We start from the raw sequence: 18,963 nt of genomic DNA on the forward strand, positions 1-18,963 counted from the left end.
CTCCGGACGTTCCGGAGGTCGATACAAGCTTCAGGCCCCGATCCGTCTGGTGTTCTTCACCCCCTCAGCGCTGTCATTTTCGGCCGCCCGCCGCTGCCATTTTGAACCGCCCTCAACAAAAGGCTCGCGGAGCCTCATCGAGTTGCAGCTCGATGGGGCTTTTTTTCATGGGGTTGCTGCAAAAGCTGCTGCAAGTCCCTTTTCGCGTCGTCGTAAGTAAAGTCGGGGTGACAGGACACCAATTGAACTGCTACTGGATGCCGTGAGCGTCTGCTCCCACCTGTGGACGACCTCGATCATCTAGCGAATCCGAACTCTGTCTGTCAGACCAACCAGAGCCTGTTGCCTATTACCGATCGGCGGGAGCAATTGGCTACTTTTCAGGAACCAACTCAAACAGTGACAGGCCAAAGTGCACCGCTCCTCCATCCGACTGGCCGCCGAATCTCAGTCGAATCTTTGTGCCATTCAAATATCCGAAGTTGTCGACTCCTCGGCCGGGGCCTTTCTCGACGGTGACATCTTCCTTCGTCCACCAGATCCTCCGCCCCTTCACGTGGCCCTTTACGATTCGGGTGATTCCCGGGGTAATCTCGGCCCGGGCTGTGAACTCTCCACCCATTCGCTCGAGGACTGTCAGCCTTGGACGTGTCTCGAGCGTCGTCAACTTGCCTTGCGTAAACTGCAACGCAACCCCCCTCCAAACGGTCCCAACCTGAAGACGATCGAACATCAGGTCGGTGGCGGTCGCCTTGAATTCGGCGAGCTCCTTTTCAACCCTGTCTGCATCAGCGTCATTTTTGGCTCGTGTCAACCTGGCAATTACCCGGCGGAACGTTCCTTCCAACTCCGTCTGCGCCTGCTTCAGCGGCCGCTTCAACTCATTGGGCGCGGCGGCGGGAAGCGTATCATTCTCTTCGAAGACGACTCGTTCCGCGTCAAGCTGATCGACCAGGCGCTTGTCCCCGCTCTCCCGGGCAAGCCCTTCCCGCTTGTCGAACCAGTCGCAAGCACCTTCGCGGTAGTCTTGCATCGCGATTTGAAATTTCGCCTTGGCTTTACCTAGGACTTCTTCGTTCATCGCGTCGGCGTAGATCAAGGACGTCATCAGCACGACGGAGACCAATGCGATTAGTGACCTGCCTGTCTGCATCACTTCACCTCGACTACTGAGATCCACTTCGCTGACTGCGACTTCCGCCCTTACTCGGCAATTCCTTCGGCCACTGGCGCCGCCACCAACTCATCACTGCTGAATTCGAATTGTGGCCAGTTCATTTCGATCCATTTTGCCGCGGCGAAGACATTGGGAAACTGCCGCACAGGTCTCACGCTACGCCCGTCCTCGCTTTGCATGAGTGCATCGTCCGACAAAGCTGGTTGTCCGCCGTAGAAAACCAATTCCTCCAATCGTCGAAGAACGATATCGAGTCGTTCCCCCACACATTTAGGATGACAAAGAATCTTCGCAAGGTCTCGTGGATCATCGATAGCATCAACGGCATGATCAAACACGTCCTCTTTTTTCCAGCCACTCTTTACGGCAAGCTCTCCGGATTGCAGTTCCAGTGTGTCCTTATCCAGCAGACCAACAAGAATCGAATGCCACACCCGCCGCTGATTTCCTTTGCAAGCGGTCCTTATTATTGAATTCGAATGGAGTATGCCAAGGCTGTCACGACGATCATACTTGTCCACTATGGCCAAGATGAGCTCCATGCGCCGGGCTTCGCTTACCTTGTACCCATGTGTACTCAGTGCATGGATAAGACCTTCCCAAATCCGAGGCGCCTGGCCATTCTCATGGTGATCCACGACAGCGAATGCCGTAGACGTGAAGAGAGCCGCATCAAGTTCGGCCAGCGCCGAAAGGCTTGACCGAAAGGCGAGCTCAACTACAAAGTCATCTGGCAATGCGCCGGCATTTTTAGACGCGAAGTCGATGAACCATGTCGCATCCTTTGGGGTCAAGGAGCCTGTGGTGTCTAGCCACAGCCGGATCGCCTTGACTATCAAACCGGGACTTGCAGCGCCTTCGATCACGCTTACGCACGTACTTGAGAGCTCATGATCAATCTTGGGCAATTCTTCTAATGCAGACGTAAAAGTTGTCTTCATCGGTACCTTCAAGTGCCGACGCACACGGTCTGCCGCAATTAAGATGCACAATTTGCGTCCGTCCGTCGTTGCCTTCTTCAGCTTTTCGGAGATGGCTCGCAGTAGCCGCAACTGCGCCTCCACCCTCCGCGCTGCAGGGTCTTCACCGATTGCGGTAGGCGCCTCCTTTCCGCCACCTGGAACTGGTGGATCAGTTGCAGCAGATTGCGACATTGTGATTTCGGCGATTTCATGCGGCTCCAGTTTCTCCGCCAGAAGCTCGACGCAAGCGACGACATCCGCAAGCGATTCAGTCGGGACATCCAAAAGCGGCACAATGCTATGCCAATAATCGATGCATTTCTCGTGAGGTAGACGTTCGAGAGCCGCCCTTAGGAGAATCGATGCCGTATTCGCCTCATTGGGTGAAGATGCGAGTTGGCCAACTGCCAGTCTCCACTGCTGCTCCCATTGTTCGATTGTCAATCGTCCGGCGAGACCTATTTTGACATCGTCCCAACGAACACCTCCGGACTCGCTCCTCATCAAGCCAGAGATTTGGTTCCATCGTGTGAGCAATTCAGCGGTGGAGAGCTTCCTCATGTCTGCAGCGATTTCACGGAGAGCTATATCGCCGAAAGCTTCGTCCCACGCCGTCCGCGACACGGTAATCAAGAGGTCCCATCTTCGCAGTGAGTCCTTGAGTGATGGTGCCAATGCGAGTGCCATCAAACCTTGACAGTCATCGTTGTCAACATGAAGTTCCTTTTGTTTAGCAGCTTGCTCCAACAGAGCAGCTGCAATGCGATCGTCATTTGAGGTCCTACGAGTGGTAGCGATTCTCAATAAATCATCGAAGTCGTACCAGTTTATCTCCTCGGCGGTTGCGAGCCGCTTGAGCAGGAGATCCTGCAATAGTTCAACTTCCTCTTGCTTCATCCAGCGAACCAGTTGCGTTAGAAGCGATGCAAAATCGTGCTCCTTGTGGCGCGCGTGAGCGACGAGTGTTGCTTCTACGATCGGCCTGCAGGCCTCCGCCTCGATTTGGGGAATGAATGTGGAGAGCGCGCTGGCCGCGGTTTCGCTCACGTCAGCGTCGCCAGACAAAAGGGACGGCTTCAGTGAAGCGACGCATGTTCTGACGGTGTGCGTACGAATATCCTCTGGAAGTCGCATGATCGCGCTTGCGGCATCGCGCCAATCGCGGTGTCGATCGCGGGTGTCGATTATCTTTACTAATCCTTCGGCCAGAGATGAAAGCTGTGAACGATCCGTTCGCTCTATCACGCCAAGAGCCCGCTGCACGAATGGCTCGATCTGGGGGCTTCGGGTCGCGGTGAGAGCCTCCAGAAGCGAAAGTTGGCCGAATGAGTCTAATTCCAATGCGAAGCGGTACGCCGCGGCGCGGATCCGGAGGTCGGCATCTTTGTCACGTTGCACGGCAGCGAGGAACTGCAGAGCGTCTACTCGAACTTGTCGATCCAGCCCCGCCGTGACCCAGGCGATGATTCCCGCTCGGGTGGCGGACCACGTCGCCAGCGTGCCTCGAGAGAACAGTTCCTTGAATGTTCGTAGACGCACCTGCGGAGAACGCTTGGACAAGTCGATGAAGAGTGCCAGTTGCTCCTTGTCGTCCCGGGATGCTTCCATTTGAGCAATGTAGTCTCGACACAGAAGCTGCTCTGCAATTTCACGGTGCTTCTGCTCTTCCTGCATCGCCATCTCGGCTTTTCGGCGATGATCCGCCTCAAGTTTGAACGCCCGGTTCTTCTGCTCCTGCTCGATTTGTGCCTGCTTAAGCGATTCGGAGGCCTTCTGGTTCGCTTCTTTGGCTGCCTGCTCGGCCCTCAAAGCTCGGAAAAGCCCCAACGTCGTTCCCGCTAAACCTGACACCAAGAGTATGGCGGCGAGTGCTGTCGCAAGGACCTGCATGCGATACCGCGTCACAAATTTCCGAGCGCGATATGCCATGGTCGGCGAGCGAGCTTCGACCGGTTCTTCGTTGAGGAACCGGTCGAGATCTCTGGCGAACCCGGTTGCGGTCTCGTAACGCCGCGATCGCTCCTTTTCCAAGGCCTTCATTACGATCCAGTCGAGATCGCCCGACAGCGACCTCTGGAGTGCCTTGGGGTCAATGTTTCGCTGTGCGGCGACACTTGGCAGGCTCCTGCTGCCGCTCAGCCGCAGGCTGGGACGCGGGGCTTCGACATCCCGGATCAGCCGCAGGACCTCGTCGTAGGCCGCCTTTTGTAGTTGGTCCCGCTCCAGAGGCGTCGTGCCGGTCAGGAGTTCGTACAGGACGACGCCCAACGAATAGATGTCGGTTCGGGTGTCGATATCGAGGTTGTTCTGTTCCGCCTGCTCGGGGCTCATGTACCGCGGCGTTCCGACCATCTGGCCGTGACCCGTGTGGAGTGTCTGGTCCGTCAGGGGCTGGTGGAGCGCCTTGGCGAGGCCGAAGTCGATCACCTTTGGGACCGGCTTGCCGTCGTACAGACAAACCAGAATGTTCGTCGGCTTGAGGTCCCGGTGAACAATCCCTTTCTGGTGAGCGTGTTGGATTGCTTGGCAGACTGGAATGAAGAGAGCCAGCCGATCTCGGAGCGGCAGCCGGACCTGATCGCAGTAGTCTGTGAACGGAATCCCCTTGACGTACTCCATAACGAAGTACGGATGCCCCTGGTCGGTCACTCCGCCGTCGTAGACCTTGGCAATGTTTGGGTGATCCATCATCGCCAACGCCTGACGTTCCGCTCCAAATCGGGCCAGGACGTGCCGCGAATCCATTCCGGCCTTCACCAGTTTGACTGCCACCTTTCTTTTGACCGGTTGCTGTTGCTCGGCAACCCACACTGAGCCCATCCCCCCTTCGCCGATCCGCTCCAGCAACTTGTACCGCCCCCCCAAGACCATTCCAGCCTGCGGGTCGGCAGATCTTGGCCCAAGGACTGTCTCGGCTTGGGCCGGACCTACGTCACCAGCTGGACGAACAGCATCACGCATCCGGTCGAAGTCGGCGAAGAAGGCCCGCAGCTCCTCAGCGAACTGGGGATGATCGCCCAGGAGGCAGTCCTGGTCTGGACGTTCGCCACGTTCGAGGGCTTCCAGATACGCCGCCAGGACGGCGTCGAGAACTGGCTTGTCGGACGATGGAGACGGAACATTCATGGCGAGCCCGAATCACAGAAAGGAGTGCGGATCGTCCAGAATTTCGCGAAGTCTCGCCAGTCCGCGACGAAGAAGGCCGGCAACGGCTGCGGGAGTCTTGTGGCACTCGACGGAGATCTCGGCCAACGAGCACTGCCGCAAATGCTTGAGAATGACCACTGTTCGCTGATCGGAGTCCAAGGCATCAATGGCGTTCGCGAGTCGGAGGAGCTCCTCATTGCGGACGGTGATTGCGCTTGGCGACGGTTGGCACGCCGCCGCCAGTCCATTCAATGCTTCGGCCGAGTGATCGACATCTTGAACGAGTGACCGTTCCCGGGTGACGTCACGCCGTTGCCGATGGAAGTGGCGAACAACGTCGACAAGCTCCGCCTTGAGAATCGCTTGAAGCCATGTCAGAAGAACTTCGGGCGACCGATCGCGAACGTTCGAAAAGCCCTCATACGCTTTGACGAACACCGTCTGGACGATGTCGGATGGGTCGAGCTTCCCCTGAAGATCACGGTAAACCTGTGTGGCGGCAAGCGTTCGGAGATACGCCCGGTACGGCTCCAGGAGTTCGGCTGTTGAGGGATCGGGCGACATGCGGAGATCGTGATGGAAGGGGGCGATATGTCTCAAGACGACGGGGGAACGAGAACAGACCGCGCTTTCCGAGAAGAATCTTCATCTTTCCGAGAATAGCCAAGACCCACGGAATCCAAGGAACCTCACCTCAGCACTCTGGCCGTTTTTGCTCCCGAGCGGCAGGGCTCCCCTTTCTGAACATGACGGCGGCGAAGCCGTCCGTACCGTTCTGCTGAAGTTCTGATTTCTTGTTGGTCTGGCCGTCTCCGTTCGTCGCGTATAGGGCTCGCAACCGGGGTTCCCTGTACGCGACGGACGGAGGCGGCCCAAGCCACACGACGCCTTCGTCTCCTGCAGTATTCCCTCTCACGGCAGGCAACGGACCGGGGGGAGATGGAAGCCGCAGCAGGCGACCACGGGCGGCACACTGCATGCATTCCGGCTGACCACCGACGGCCAGGGATGCAATTTCAACTGCCACACGTGAAAGGATTGCACAAATGGGCAAAACGCCCTCGAAGAAGTTGCAAGGCGCCGGGGCCCGAGGACTACTTCAAGTTCTTCCAGATCCGGCGCGAGGGGCACTTTCACCAGCTTCGCACTTTCACACCCCTTGAGTGGGAGTCGCTCTACCTGAACCCCGGCAAGGCCGGACGCTTTGTCCGCCGGAACTGCGGTCGGTCAGTTCGCTCACTACGCATTCTGCAGGTGGGCGTCCGGTGGTTCCTCCATCGCTGGAACCGCCTGAATTCTCTCGACCGGGTCTCGCTCCTGTCTCGCCTGATGGCGGACGGAGCGAGTGACCTCGCCAGTTTGGAGACGTCGTCGGTGTCACTACGGGCGGAGTTCCAGAAAGGTCTTCGCGAACTCGATGCTGATGACGACATAAAGCTCGAGGATGTCGGTCGTCCCGAAGCTCAGTTCTTTGTCACAGTCTGGCTTCCGTCGATGTTGCTCCTGGGCAAATGTCCGGCAAAGCTCTATCGACAGGCCGGGGAAGGAGACCTGGCAGCTGTCTGCGAACTGATCCGCCTCGACCCGTTCGCCGTCCAGTTGCCTGCCATTCAGCAGCTTTATCGAGACCTCCTTCGAGAGAACAGTTCCGCCAAACTCGAGGCGTTCCGGCTTGCTCAGACCGAGTCTGTCGACCTGCCCAACGGGCGAGCCAAGTTTAAGGAACAGTTCGCCGCCAAAGTGATCACCCTCTCTCATGGCTGGTGCGAAATCATCGGCGATCCCAAGGCATGTCTCGATCCCGTTGATCTGTGGAACCTGTTCGACCTCGTGGCCAAGGAGCGTGGACACGGGAACGACCTCGTGGACCTGAAGAACTACGAGACGTTCCGCAAGCATGTGCGGGACTGTGAGATCGAGCTGTCGATGGAAGGCTGGGACATTTTCCGCTGATTCTTGTCCCGGGCTAAGTGGCGGGAGCAGAGCACGCTCCCGCCACGATGCCTAAACAAAAGAAGAGACCGAGTTCTGGAGCTCCGACACCGGGGGAATGCTTTGGAGTCGCCGCGTCCGGTGAGGAGCGACGAGCGTCCAAGCGAGGAGCGACCGAACCGGCCGCGGCGAGCCTGTGGGACGAACCGGCTGGTAGAAGCCCCAGTAACACCTACCCCCAGAGTAGTCAGCTGGCATCGGGGCAGGTGCCTCTGGCTGGTCGTCCTGGCTCATTCGTTTCCGGGGGATTGGCTGGTTTGAGGGCTCTTTCTCAGTCGCCTTGGATCCCATCACCCGAAGTCGCGTGATTCGGGAACTCGACGCGGTCAAGGCCCGTTGCCAGGAAACCGGCGTCCCAGTCGAGTACGTCCGCCTGCTGGGCTGCGTCGATGTCCGTGTCCATCGGCTGGGCATCAACCGCGGCGGAGAGCGGGGAACTCACTACGCCTATCAGATCTCGTACGCGGGCATCACGATCGGCCTGGGCGACTGGAACGCCGAGGAACGTCAGGCCGATAACCTGTTCGTTCGGATGACGGGCGAAACCTGTCTCCTCAAGGGGGCCTGGCAGGGTTACGACCTCGTTCGCGAACTGGTCGAGCAACTCGGCGGTAGGATTCTTCGAGAACGTTTGACGCGCGTCGATCTCTGTCTCGACGTCACCAACGTCGCGGCGGCCGAGCTTCAGCATTTGGTCGAAGCGGGCCACTTCATCACGCGGTTCAAAGCGGTCCATCCGCAGACCGAGCTGGTCGCCGGCCGGAGGACGGGGTTTACAGCCGGGAAGAGTCCCCAGCGTCTCATCTGCTACGACAAGCTCCACGAGCAACGGAACTCGTACAACGACCTGTACCGCCAGACGCTGATCACCCGGCGATACGGGGGTGTCGAACCGGAAACATGCTCTTCGCCTCGAAGCCCAGTGCAGCCGGGCCTTCCTGCTGGAGAAAGGGATCGACTCGCCAGCGGACTTGCGGGTCAATGCCTCCCACCTCTTCCATCACGTCTGTACCGACAAGTTTCGAATCACGGATCGGCCGGTCGACCGGGCTTCCAAGAACCAGTCCCGGGCCGCGATGCACGACCTGTGGACAGCGCTGGTCGCAGCTGGGGAAGTGGTCTTTGGCAAGATCGACGGGGACTTGATTCCTGTCGACCGGTCACTCATCAGTCCCATACGGGTTTTCAAGCAGGGCTTCGGATGCTTCGTCTCGGGCTTCAAGCAAATGGGGGTTCCGATCACCCGCCGGGCCGAGTTGGTGAGGCATGTCGTGAAGGCCATCGACGGTGTGATTGACTCATCCGACAAGTGGGCCGACTTCTTCGATGAGTATCGCTTGCTGCTGCAGGAGTGCGGCACATGAGCGCCGCCCCCTCCCCTCGTTGCTCCGCTCCGTCGACTTCTGTTCCCCAGGCGGCTCCGGCCTGGGTCACTCCCGAGCTCATCACCCACACTCTGCGAGTCTGGCAACGGTACTACGTCGAACCGTTGAAGCCCGAGGATGCCCTGGCGATGATCCTCGGTGTATCGAAACTGAATCGGGTGATCAGTGAAGGGTCTGGAGCATGAAGCGTTTCGTCGCACTGGCACGGGTCAGCAGTCGCGAACAGGAACGGGAAGGGTTTTCGCTTGAGGTACAGGAGGAGGCGCTCCGCCGCTATGCCCTCCAGCATGGGGGCGAGATCGTCCGGTTCTTCAAGATCGCGGAGACAGCCAGCAAGACCGACGAGCGGAAAGCGTTTCGCGAGTTGGTCCGCTACGCGAAGCAGAATGCCCCCGGCCTCGACGGGCTGTTGTTCTACAAGGTCGACCGAGCTGCGCGGAACCTGTTCGACTACGTCGAGCTCGAACGGCTGGAGTCGGTGTTGAGGGCGGTCCAAAATGGCAGCGGCGGGCGGGGATCGGGGCGGTCGAATCTGACAGCGCACAGTTGTGCATCTTGAGAACACGGCAGGATGGAGGCGTCAGCCTCCGTCCTGTCCGTCGTCCCCGAGGTGCCTAGGAGTGCGATCCGATATGGAGTTCTGGAAAGAAGTCCGGCAGCAGGTCCTGACCGGCCAACTCACCCAGCGCGCCGCCTGCCGCAAATACAGCCTCGGCTGGCGGACGCTCAAGAAGATCCTGGCCCACGCGGAGCCGCCGGGGTATCGGAAGAACCAGCCTCGCCCCAAGCCCAAGCTGGAGTCGTTTCTCCCCGTCATTCACCAGATTCTGGAAGCGGACCGCACGGCGCCCAGGAAGCAGCGGCACACGGCCAAGCGGATCTTCGAGCGTTTGCGGGACGAGCATGGCTATCAGGGTAAGCTGACCGTCGTGAAAGACGCGGTCCGGGACTGGAAGCAATCCCACCAGGAGGTCTTCCTGCCGCTCTCCCATCCACCGGGTGAGGCTCAGGTCGACTTCGGGGAGGCGACGATCCGGCTCGACGGCCAGGAACGGAAGGTGGCCCTGTTCGTGATGACGCTCCCCTACTCGGGAGCGATCTTCCTGCAGGCCTTTCCCCGGGAATGCACCGAGACCTTCCTGGAAGGACATCGCCGGGCGTTCGAGTTCTTCGGAGGGGTTCCGTATCGGATCAGCTACGACAACTCCGCCATTGCGGTGATCGAGGTTCTCAAGGGTCGGGAGCGGAAGCTCACCCGGGAGTTCCTGCGTCTGCAGAGCCACTACCTGTTCCGGGAGCACTTCTGCCTCGTCCGCCGCCCCAACGAGAAAGGGCATGTCGAACGCCTGATCGGCTTCGCCCGGAGGAACTTCCTTGTGCCGGTTCCGCAGGTCGGTTCCCTGGAGGAACTCAACGCCCAGTTGCGGGAGCGGTGTCGGACGGATCTCGCGGAGCGGGTCCGTGGGAGAGGGAGTTCCAAGCAGGACCGGCTTCCAGAGGATCAGGCGGCCTTCCTGCCGCTCCCGAAGCAGACGTTCGAGGCTCGACGTGTGGGAGAGCGAACGGTCGACTCCCAGTCCCTGGTGCGGTTCGACGACAACGAGTATTCGGTTCCGGTCCGGTACGCCCACCGCAAGCTTCTGGTCGTCGCCACGGTCCAGGAGATCCGGCTCGTCCATGAAGACCGACTGGTGGCCCGGCACCTGCGGTGCTGGGACCGGGAACGGACGTTTTTTGAGCCCGTTCACTATCTGGCTCTGCTGGAGCGGAAGCCTGGCGGCCTCGACTACGCCCGCCCTCTGGAGCAATGGGGACTGCCGGAGTGCTTCGCGGTGCTCCGGCGACGCCTGGAGGCGGGAGATCCCCGCTCGGGAACGCGGTCGTACATCCGGGTCCTGCGGCTGCTGGAGAAGTTCTCTCTGGCCCAGCTGTCGGCCGCGGTTGAGTACGCGCTGGACATCGATGTAATCGATCCGGACAGCCTCCGGACGATCGTTGAACATCGGGCGGAGCGCCCTGCAGAGCTGTTCCGGCTCGACGGCCGGCCGCATCTGGCTCATGTGCGGGTCGAGACGACCTGCGTCGCCTCCTACCAGGCCCTTCTGGAAGGAGGGACGCCATGACCGACACGAAGAGCACGGTGCTGCTGAAGCACCACCTCAAACAGCTCAAGCTGCCGACGATGCAGCAGGAGTGTGAGAAGGTCGCCCAGCGGTGCGCCTCTGACAATGCGGATCACCTGGCGTACCTGCTGCAGCTCTCGGAGCTGGAGCTGATCGAGCGGGAACGGAAGGCGGCGGACCGGCGGCTCAAAGCCGCCCGGTTCCCGGCGGCGAAGCTGCTGGACGAGTTCGACTTCGCAGCCCGTCCCAGCGTGAACAAGCCGCTCGTGTTGCTGCTGGCGAAAGGAGAGTACCTCGATCGGCGGGAGAACATCCTGCTGGTCGGTCCTTCCGGGACCGGGAAGTCGCACCTGGCGACGGCGCTGGGAATGGCGGCCTGCGCCCAGGGCCGCAAGGTGCGGTTCTTCCGGGTGACGGAGCTGATCACACAGCTCCTGGAAGCCAAGGAAGAACGCCAGCTTCTGCGGATGCGGCAACACCTGGCGAAGCTGGACCTCTTGATCCTGGACGAGCTGGGCTACGTCCCGGCCAGCAAGGCCGGCGCCGAGCTGCTGTTCGACGTGATCGCAACGGCGTACGAGCGGAACAGCCTGATCGTGACGACGAACCTGCCGTTCGAGAACTGGACGGAGGTGCTGGGGAGCGAGCGCCTTACGGGCGCCGCGCTCGATCGTCTGACGCACCGCTGCCACATCCTGGAGACGCAGGGCGAAAGCTACCGCCTGCAGGACGCCAAACGCCGGCGGAAGTCCGGCTGAGCGGCTTTCCCGGCTCGACTCCGGACGTTCCGGAGGTCGATACAAGCTTCAGGCCCCGATCCGTCTGGTGTTCTTCACCCCCTCAGCGCTGTCATTTTCGGCCGCCCGCCGCTGCCATTTTGAACCGCCCTCAACAGGAACCTGGGATCGAGTGCAGGCCATCGTCCGCGGCTGCGTCTATCACAGCCATGAGATGACCTACGCCGGCGAGTTCATGACGTGTGGCCATTGCGGACATCCGATCACGGGCGAGCGGAAGACTCGGCAGACAAAGAACGGCACGCGGGAATACGTCTACTACCGCTGTTCCCGATACACCGCCGCAGAACATCCTCGCACGCGGGTTCCCGAAGCCGAGCTCGACCGGCAGATCCTTGAGCTGTTCGGCCGGATGAAGATTCAGGATCCGGAGGTGGTGGAGTGGTTCCGCGCCGTGCTGCGGTCGCAGTCAAAGGATGCCCAAGAGGAAACGCTCTCCCAGCAGGGCGAGCTCAAACGCCAGCACACGTTGCTGAGCACCCAGCAGAGCCGTCTTGTCGACATGCGGATCGCCGAGGAGATCGATCAGGAGACGTTCGCTCGAAAGCAGACTGAGCTGCGCGACAGGCTCGCTTCGATCACTCTGCAACTCGAAGTGGTCGACCGCTCGCGGTCGGAGCTGGCCGACTTGGCGGTCAAAGTGTTTGAACTTTCGCAAACGCTGTCCGAGAAGTGGCTTACAGCGGACTATGCCACCAAGCGGCGGATCCTCGAAATCGTCTGTTTGAACTGCCGCCTTGATGGCGTAAGTCTCAGCCCGCAAATGAGAAAGCCCTTCGACGTTCTCGCCGAAGGGCTTCTCGTTCCATCAAGTCGGGGTGACAGGATTTGAACCTGCGACCTCCTGGTCCCGAAACAGCTCGACAAACCATACGGGCACGTCAAAGAAGGAATCGTCTCCAGTTCCGGACGACACCATCTTGAATTCCCGGTTCCTGATAACGCCGTAAGTGCCTCCCCAAACGACAGTTACGGATCACTGCGCGAGTGTGCCAGCTTCACGACGCTCGCCGACTGCATTGCACCGGCTTTCAAGACCGGGTTACCGCTGCTCTATCCACCTGCCAGTGTAACGACTTGCGGAAGGACGCGGAGGGGATTGGGGCGCAGATTGGGGCGCAGGCGTGTCAGTGCATGGCAGCGGGTGACGGCGACCTGCAGCAACTGATCGAGGCGTGGCCGACGCTGGACCATAAGACGAAGGTCAAGATCATGCGGTTGCTGCGTAAGAAGTGATCAATCTTCTTCGTCTTCCTCCTCTTCCTCGGCGAGCTCGTCCTCGTCGAGGGTGAGCAGGACCACCAGCGTTTCGGTCACCTGGACCGGGAGGTACTCTTCACCAACATAGATGTCATCGAGGTCTTCCTTGCTGAACGTGTCAAACCAGTCAGCGACAGTGCCATCGCCCTGACTCGAATCGGCCGAGCCGCCGGTCATCTCTTCCCACGGTTCTTCAGCGTTCTCGGGAATGCCTCCCCGTTTGGGATAGATACCAGCGTTGACCAGTGACTCTGACGGGAACATCCAGGCGACGCGACCATTTCGGATTCCGGCGAGAGCACACGGGTAATCGGACAATCGCACGCTGCGGATGGCGGCACTCACAAGAGACGCCCCGAAGTGTCCGGCGATGTCGCCGATCCGGTCCATTGAAAGCGGCGACTCATTCACCATGGGTCGCGCGAAGACCGTTGGCATCATGAGGCTGGCGGCGAACGCATCCGCCTCGCGTTCGATCTGGCGGTGGCTGCGGAACTCGTTCTTTGACCGGTGCGGCTTCACCCCGCGCCGAAGACACTGGTGATGATGGTCGATGAAGAAATGGCCGAGTTCGTGGCTGACGGAAAACAGCGTTCGGGGATGATGCTGGCCTTCTGTCAGACCGATGTCGTACTTCGTGTTGTAATACAGAAGGAAGAGGCCGCGCGACTTCACGTACTCCAGCTTGCCGTCGTACCGGCTGCCCAGATCGCCACCCGCGAATTTCAGGATGTCACTTTCGGTCTGGGCGATAGCAAGGGGGTTGATGGGCGGCTTCATCTTCAGCCGTGCGATCAGTTCGTCAGCCGTCTTCGCCGCCATCTCCTGGTGATGCTGCTCCTCCATCCAGTCCATCTTGCTCGTCAGTCGTTTCATCGTTGAGCATCCTTTTGCGCAGCTCTTCTTCCTTTGCGTCTGTTTCCGGATCGGCTTCTCCCTCCTCGCGGAAAACGGCCAGCATGTCCTCCTCTACGTCCGCGAGTTCGGCTTCCGGTGACCATTCCCGGACCTCCGGATCAAACTCCGGCCGCTCGCCTGTCACGACGGCGTCAACGATCCGCTCAATCTCTTCCGGGGACATCGGGATTTCCGGTGCGGCGTCGTAGGCCGCGTCCGCCTCCTCCGGAGTCATCGGGCAATACCCCTTGAGCTTCCGGTACTTCGGGGCGATTTCATTCCAAAAGCTGTCAGCGTCGGAGGTCATGGCTTCGCTCCTTTGCTGCGTCGCTGAATCTCATTCTCGACACATTTCTTGAGGTTCGCTCGCGCTTTGACGCGCGAGACGCGGATTGAATTTGCGGTTGAGCCGAGCTTCTGTGCGAGCCTTCCAGCATCAGCCACATCGTCAGACTTCAGGTCTTCACGGATGATGGCCTGCTGATTGCCTTCCAGCTTCTCGATGCAGCGTTCGAGATCGTCAATCCGCTGCTTTGTCTTCTTGTCGACCGGCTCGTCGCAGACTTCAGGTCGGTCGTGGTTGTCGAGGCTGAACTCAACTTCCTGCCGGTCTTTCCTCTCGTTCACCAAGTTGATGGCCTGATTCTGAACGATCCGCATGAACCAGGACTTCAGGGACTTTTTTGGATCGTAGGACGCCCCATACCGCCATGCCCGATCTGCCGCCTCGAAGAGAACGGCATCGATGTCGGCATCACAAAAACCGTATTGGTTGCGCAGGTAGCCCTTCGCGCGGGGGCCATGAAGTTCGAGCAACTTCCCAATGGCTTCGCGTTCCTGGCACTGAATCCGCAGATTCAGCGTCTCGTCGTCCTCTTCAGCGGTATTCGCAGACATGGGAGCACTGGCCCTCCTTACTTTCACTACCGCGGCATGTTAACCGGGAAACTTTTCCAAAAAAAGAAGCCCTCACGGTTAATGGGCGGCGGTAGTGCGGGCAGAGGCGGTCATTTCGATCGCCCAGCCACTGAGGAATACCGAAGAATGAAAACGATTCGCACGAACCAGCTGAAGCCGAACCCGGCCGGAAAAGACCGGACGCGGTCGGGAGCCAGCGAAACCCAGCTCGCGGCCGAGTGGGTGGACATCAAGAACACGGGCCGGATTGACGTCGACCTGAACGGCGTCACGCTGTTCCACAAGGCGTTCAAACGGGACGGAACCTTCGAATGGGAAGTTGTCCGCCGGCTGACGGGCACGCTCCCGGCCGGGAAGGTCCTCCGGATTCATTCCGGCAAGGGGCCTTATAGCGTCGTCCGGGATGAGGACAAGGCTGGCAGCGATTACTACTTCTTTACTGAAGAGAGCCGCTACATCTGGAACAACGACCGCGGCGACACGTCGCTGCTGTGGGAACCAGCCAGCAAGACGACCATTGATGAAGCTGCCTACGACTCGAATCCACCCGAGGGGGTCATCCTTCAGCGGGTTGGCGATAAGCTGGTGGCGCCGGTCGCCGCGTACCGCCGGTAGCCTGGACGGAAGGGGCAAGCGGTGGAAGAAAAGGGGGGAGCGATCCCCCCTTTTTCTTATGACCTTTAGCGCGCCCTTCCATGCGCCGATCTGGCGAACTGAACGACGCGCCGACGATTCTCATCGTTTTGAATGTCATCCAGCACTCGCCATTGGCCGTCGATCTTCTGAATCGACTCAGGCGGTGCATTGTCTTCCTGTGCTTGAAGGACGTTCTTCTGGACGGCTTGAGGAGTGAATCCGAGCCACTTTCCCCACGCGACTACGTACGGGTAGCGTGTCGCGTCTACCAAGCGGTCAATTGCGGCAATGTTCGCGGCGTTCGCGACTCGGTATGCCAAACCGGGGATGACCGAAGAATCTGTCGCCCTCACAATCTCGTTTTCCATATCACCTTTCCGCCCCGTTCTCGAACCGGAGCAAACATCGAAATCCTCAGTCCGTCAAACGATCTTTGCCCAGGTAACGCAGGAAAAGTCCGTCGATCCCCGACGGCGCTGCCTGCCCCCGCAACACGCGCATGATCTGCTCCTCGTCATTGTTCGGAGCGCATCGCAGCCATTCGCGCGGGAAGCCGAGTTCCTCGGTGAATTCCTCAAGGGTCTTACCGAGTCGCCGCATGTTTTCTGCGGTGTAATACTGCTCCGGGTCGATTTGGGAACCGAAACGGCGGTAGCACTCGTGGATGATTGCGGTGATGCTGACGAGATATTCCCGGCATGCTTCGGCGACGTCCCCTTCTGGAGCGCCAGGCAAAGGCTCGAAGGGACTTGTTGAGCAGAATCGATGCTCGACTCGGTGGTTACCCTCGGCGTCGCGGTATCCGACACCGCCGTTCAGATGCATGACCCCAATATGCTGTGACTCTGTTCGCGCGGTGCGGAAGAATCGTGCAAGGGGATCGGCTTTCAGAGCAGCCTGCTTCGTTGCGTACCAGTCGGCGAACCCTGGCAGGTCCGCCATGACCGCCTGTAGCGAGAATGTCACACTGCGAGCAGCGGCGACGAACGCGCTGAAATAGCATCTCGCTTCAAAGAAATCGGGCGTTGCGGCGAGCTGTTCGAAGAAAAACGCCGCCTCTTCCAGTTTGTCATCAACCAGACTGAACGACCGTGCCATCGAGTTGTTCCTCGGGACCATACCTCATGGATGACACTCTGAACTGATCCCGAGTTCGGGCTTAAGCTGACTCGAGCTTGATTCAATGTTCAGGGACGATTTTCCTGTGCAAATCCACAACGCTCACTTGAGGGCCAATGCCGCCGCGATCATGCTTTTCAATTCATCCACGGTAAAGGGAATGGGCCGACGCTTGTGGGCCATGCTGTGGCAGTTCGAGCAGAGCGGGACAAGATCGACTGTGGGGTCAAGGACCGTACCGGGGGCAAGTCGCGCCAGCGACTCTACGTGATGGACCTCGATGTACCCCTCACCGATCGTCCCGTAAACCTTTTTGAAATCAAACTCGCACACTTTGCAGGTGCGTCCGTGAAAGTCCATGCACGCTTGTCGGTTCAGGGTGCTGCGCTCGTACCGCGTAATCAGCGCCTGATGGCCTCCGCCTTCGGCTTCACCTGCTGGTTGTTGCTCAACTGGTTCAAGAGTCATCAGCGCGAGGACGCTGCCGAGCATGCGGCTGGTCCATAGAAGGGCGAGCCCGTCGACCACGTCCGGGTTCGCACTATCGATGGTCATCGGACCTTTTGAGAATCCGAATGTCAGAGATTTCCAGTCAGTCGGCCAGTTATCCGTTTCCGCGGTTCCTAGGTTTTGCCCGTTGACCTGAAAGGTTACGACCGCCCCGGCATTTATCGCCGCCTGCACGAAGGTGTGAAAAGTGCTTCGCTTCTCGGGTTCGGCATGGGCCATCGCGGACAACACTTGCTTGCCGTATGTAGCGGGAGCAAAGTTGACCTCCACGGTTCTCCAGCCAATGAGTATTCCGACGGAAAAGCCGCGGGTGTGCGGAAGATCGGCGGGGCGAAACTCCGCCCGCAATCCGTCCGCTTCCTTTCGAGCCTCACCGGTCATGTGAACGCCGTAGCGCTCTGTCAGAGCGTGAGAAAGGCTTGCGGCATCAAGCATCGCCGCCCTCACTCATGTCCGGTTCTGGCAGATCGTCAACGAGGTTTCGCAGCAGCCGCGAGACCTCGAATCGGAGTTCCTTAAAATGCTTGCGTGTATTGTCGGTTGTCGCACCCATCTCCGCTTCGCACAGCGCCCACAGCAGAGAATCCATGCCCTGCACGGTGACGCTGGAGTTGAGATTGGGAACGTACACCTTGTGGTAATACGGGTGACCGGTATTGATCTGTACGCCGTGATGGCCATCAATCAGGCATGGCTGCCAGAGGAGGCCATCATCAATACTCGGCACAGGCTGGACGCTTACTGCGCCGGTCTCGATGGCGCTGGTCACCGGCATCTTGATGCGGAAAACGCCTTGCTTGTTCTTGATCTCGACTTCGCCCTTGGTTGCATCGGTGATTGTTACTTCCGCCAGATGCAGGTCCTCTTCCTTTGCTGAGATAGTCGCATTGGAACTTGCGTGGGCATTCTTGGCCTTTTCCTGTGCCTTCTTCTTTTCGCCCTTACGATAGCGCTCCTCGGCAGCGCGACGCGGTCCCGGCAGGAATTTCGACAGGACAAAGTTGTACAACTCGTCCTTCAGCAGAATTCGTGACTTCTTGATGTCGACCTGAAACGCTTCATCAAGCCGGTGATCGAAAGAGAATTCTACACGCAGCAGCGAAAAGTGTGGCTCCTTACTGAACATGCCCATCCAGTCATGGGCGTGAATGAGTCGATTTTCGCGATAAACGTAGATTCCTTGCGTCTGATTCTCAAGGCGCGCTGCCTTTGCGTCTTCTTTGGTCGGGAACTCCTCCCGTCTTGGCAGTACGACTGCTCGAATCGTAAACGACGCCTCGCCTCCACTGGGCAAGTCCACAGTAATGGGCTTGTTACCAACTTCCTCTGCGCCTTCGACTTTGCTACAGAATGGGTCCCATGCTTCTAAGGCCGCCTGATTGATCGTCATTTCCATATTCCGCGCCCGACTATCGTCCGGGTCGAGGAAACGCTGATACACCATTGCTGCGTGCTGCTGGAATGCCTCGACGACTTTCTTCAGCGCATTCCTTGCAGGTTGGCCGCCTGCAGTTTGATAGTCCTTGATCAGGCGGTCCACTTTCTCCCAAACGATAAGTGTCCCGGCCCCGCCTTCGGCTGCCTCGTCCAGCAGTGCGAGCTCATCTTTCGACGGGGCGTCGATCAAGACCTCCCACGCTTTTTTCTTAACGACATGGTCAATGTCCCATGTCGCCTTACAGGCATTTGTGTCCTTCGAGCGTGAGATGACGGAGAGGCGGCGGGCGAACGCGGTGGACGCAGTTTTTAATCCGAGACCAAACTTGCCGAGCGCGCTCTTGTCCTTCTTGCCCTTCGCGCCGTAAGTCATGGCGTTCAGGAGGTCTTCTTCGTTCATCCCGTAGCCGTTGTCGGCCACGCTGACGGTCAAATCTCCGTCCAGATCCATACGAATCCAGATCCTGACCATCGTCGCTTTTGCATCGACCGAGTTATCGACGATATCGGCCAAGGCCGTGTTGAAGTCATAACCCGTGTCACGAAGGCCCTCGATCAATCGAGACGGGTCGGGTGGAAGGACGCGCACTTCTGTCATGTTTG

The 18,963-nt window shown here is 59.2% G+C and carries 19 protein-coding genes; 8 read left to right on the forward strand and 11 right to left on the reverse strand.

Features of this window, described 5'->3' with window-relative positions:
* Positions 1–373: 373 nt before the first annotated feature.
* From VT03_RS05815 to VT03_RS05825, 3 genes are all read right to left on the reverse strand, one after another.
* Positions 374–1,099 (reverse strand): hypothetical protein, encoded by a 726-nt coding sequence (locus tag VT03_RS05815; protein ID WP_156514314.1) that lies wholly within the window; start codon positions 1,097–1,099, stop codon positions 374–376.
* Between the two features lie 104 nt (positions 1,100–1,203).
* A complete protein-coding gene (locus VT03_RS05820; protein ID WP_075092122.1) occupies positions 1,204–5,265 on the reverse strand; it encodes a serine/threonine-protein kinase in 4,062 nt (1,353 codons plus the stop codon).
* A gap of 12 nt (positions 5,266–5,277) precedes the next feature.
* Positions 5,278–5,850, reverse strand: a complete 573-nt coding sequence (locus tag VT03_RS05825; RefSeq protein WP_075092123.1) for a sigma-70 family RNA polymerase sigma factor — start codon at positions 5,848–5,850, stop codon at positions 5,278–5,280.
* A 375-nt stretch (positions 5,851–6,225) separates the two neighbouring features.
* On the opposite strand from VT03_RS05825, the gene VT03_RS05830 reads away from it, so the two are divergent.
* Positions 6,226–7,239, forward strand: coding sequence for a hypothetical protein (locus VT03_RS05830; RefSeq protein ID WP_156514315.1), 1,014 nt, complete (start codon positions 6,226–6,228; stop codon positions 7,237–7,239).
* Between the two features lie 310 nt (positions 7,240–7,549).
* Here the strand turns inward: VT03_RS05830 and VT03_RS05835 are convergent, their stop codons facing one another.
* Entirely contained in the window at positions 7,550–8,107 is a 558-nt protein-coding gene (locus VT03_RS05835; RefSeq protein ID WP_075092125.1) for a hypothetical protein, read from the reverse strand.
* Positions 8,108–8,162: 55 nt separating this feature from the next.
* On the opposite strand from VT03_RS05835, the gene VT03_RS05840 reads away from it, so the two are divergent.
* The 6 genes from VT03_RS05840 to VT03_RS05860 all read left to right on the forward strand — a co-directional run bounded on the left by VT03_RS05840 (position 8,163) and on the right by VT03_RS05860 (position 12,415).
* Positions 8,163–8,642, forward strand: coding sequence for a hypothetical protein (locus VT03_RS05840; RefSeq protein WP_075092126.1), 480 nt, complete (start codon positions 8,163–8,165; stop codon positions 8,640–8,642).
* Positions 8,639–8,848 (forward strand): hypothetical protein, encoded by a 210-nt coding sequence (locus VT03_RS33240; protein WP_156514316.1) that lies wholly within the window; start codon positions 8,639–8,641, stop codon positions 8,846–8,848. The genes VT03_RS05840 and VT03_RS33240 overlap by 4 nt, the downstream gene beginning before the upstream one ends.
* Entirely contained in the window at positions 8,845–9,222 is a 378-nt protein-coding gene (locus tag VT03_RS05845) for a recombinase family protein (protein ID WP_075092127.1), read from the forward strand. The genes VT03_RS33240 and VT03_RS05845 overlap by 4 nt, the downstream gene beginning before the upstream one ends.
* 73 nt (positions 9,223–9,295) lie before the next feature.
* Positions 9,296–10,786: an IS21 family transposase gene (istA, locus tag VT03_RS05850; RefSeq protein WP_075092119.1), complete on the forward strand. Its 1,491-nt coding sequence runs from the start codon at positions 9,296–9,298 to the stop codon at positions 10,784–10,786.
* Entirely contained in the window at positions 10,783–11,544 is a 762-nt protein-coding gene (gene istB / locus VT03_RS05855) for an IS21-like element helper ATPase IstB (protein ID WP_075092120.1), read from the forward strand. Before istA ends, istB begins: the two co-directional genes overlap by 4 nt.
* 151 nt (positions 11,545–11,695) lie before the next feature.
* Positions 11,696–12,415 (forward strand): zinc ribbon domain-containing protein, encoded by a 720-nt coding sequence (locus VT03_RS05860; RefSeq protein ID WP_075092128.1) that lies wholly within the window; start codon positions 11,696–11,698, stop codon positions 12,413–12,415.
* 404 nt (positions 12,416–12,819) lie between these two features.
* Here the strand turns inward: VT03_RS05860 and VT03_RS05870 are convergent, their stop codons facing one another.
* Genes VT03_RS05870 through VT03_RS33245 form a run of 3 tightly spaced genes read right to left on the reverse strand, consistent with a single transcriptional unit; the run spans position 12,820 to position 14,637 of the window.
* Entirely contained in the window at positions 12,820–13,719 is a 900-nt protein-coding gene (locus VT03_RS05870) for an ImmA/IrrE family metallo-endopeptidase (protein ID WP_082845975.1), read from the reverse strand.
* Complete coding sequence (locus tag VT03_RS05875; RefSeq protein WP_075092131.1) at positions 13,646–14,047, reverse strand: hypothetical protein; 402 nt, start codon at positions 14,045–14,047, stop codon at positions 13,646–13,648. Before VT03_RS05875 ends, VT03_RS05870 begins: the two co-directional genes overlap by 74 nt.
* Complete coding sequence (locus VT03_RS33245; RefSeq protein ID WP_075092132.1) at positions 14,044–14,637, reverse strand: RNA polymerase sigma factor; 594 nt, start codon at positions 14,635–14,637, stop codon at positions 14,044–14,046. The genes VT03_RS05875 and VT03_RS33245 overlap by 4 nt, the downstream gene beginning before the upstream one ends.
* 147 nt (positions 14,638–14,784) lie before the next feature.
* Between VT03_RS33245 and VT03_RS05885 the strand changes: the two genes are divergently transcribed.
* Positions 14,785–15,273, forward strand: a complete 489-nt coding sequence (locus tag VT03_RS05885; protein ID WP_075092133.1) for a lamin tail domain-containing protein — start codon at positions 14,785–14,787, stop codon at positions 15,271–15,273.
* Between the two features lie 65 nt (positions 15,274–15,338).
* Here VT03_RS05885 and VT03_RS05890 read toward each other — a convergent pair whose 3' ends face one another.
* From VT03_RS05890 to VT03_RS05905, 4 genes are all read right to left on the reverse strand, one after another.
* Positions 15,339–15,662 (reverse strand): hypothetical protein, encoded by a 324-nt coding sequence (locus VT03_RS05890; protein ID WP_075092134.1) that lies wholly within the window; start codon positions 15,660–15,662, stop codon positions 15,339–15,341.
* A gap of 46 nt (positions 15,663–15,708) precedes the next feature.
* Complete coding sequence (locus tag VT03_RS05895; RefSeq protein WP_075092135.1) at positions 15,709–16,392, reverse strand: hypothetical protein; 684 nt, start codon at positions 16,390–16,392, stop codon at positions 15,709–15,711.
* Positions 16,393–16,515: 123 nt separating this feature from the next.
* The gene (locus tag VT03_RS05900; protein WP_156514317.1) at positions 16,516–17,358 is read right to left on the reverse strand and encodes an HNH endonuclease; all 843 of its coding nucleotides are present in this window, start codon (positions 17,356–17,358) and stop codon (positions 16,516–16,518) included.
* Positions 17,351–18,958, reverse strand: coding sequence for an ATP-binding protein (locus VT03_RS05905; protein WP_075092137.1), 1,608 nt, complete (start codon positions 18,956–18,958; stop codon positions 17,351–17,353). Before VT03_RS05905 ends, VT03_RS05900 begins: the two co-directional genes overlap by 8 nt.
* Positions 18,959–18,963: the final 5 nt, after the last annotated feature.

The sequence above is a fragment of the Planctomyces sp. SH-PL14 genome, from assembly GCF_001610835.1.
Classification (GTDB): Bacteria; Planctomycetota; Planctomycetia; order Planctomycetales; family Planctomycetaceae; genus Planctomyces_A.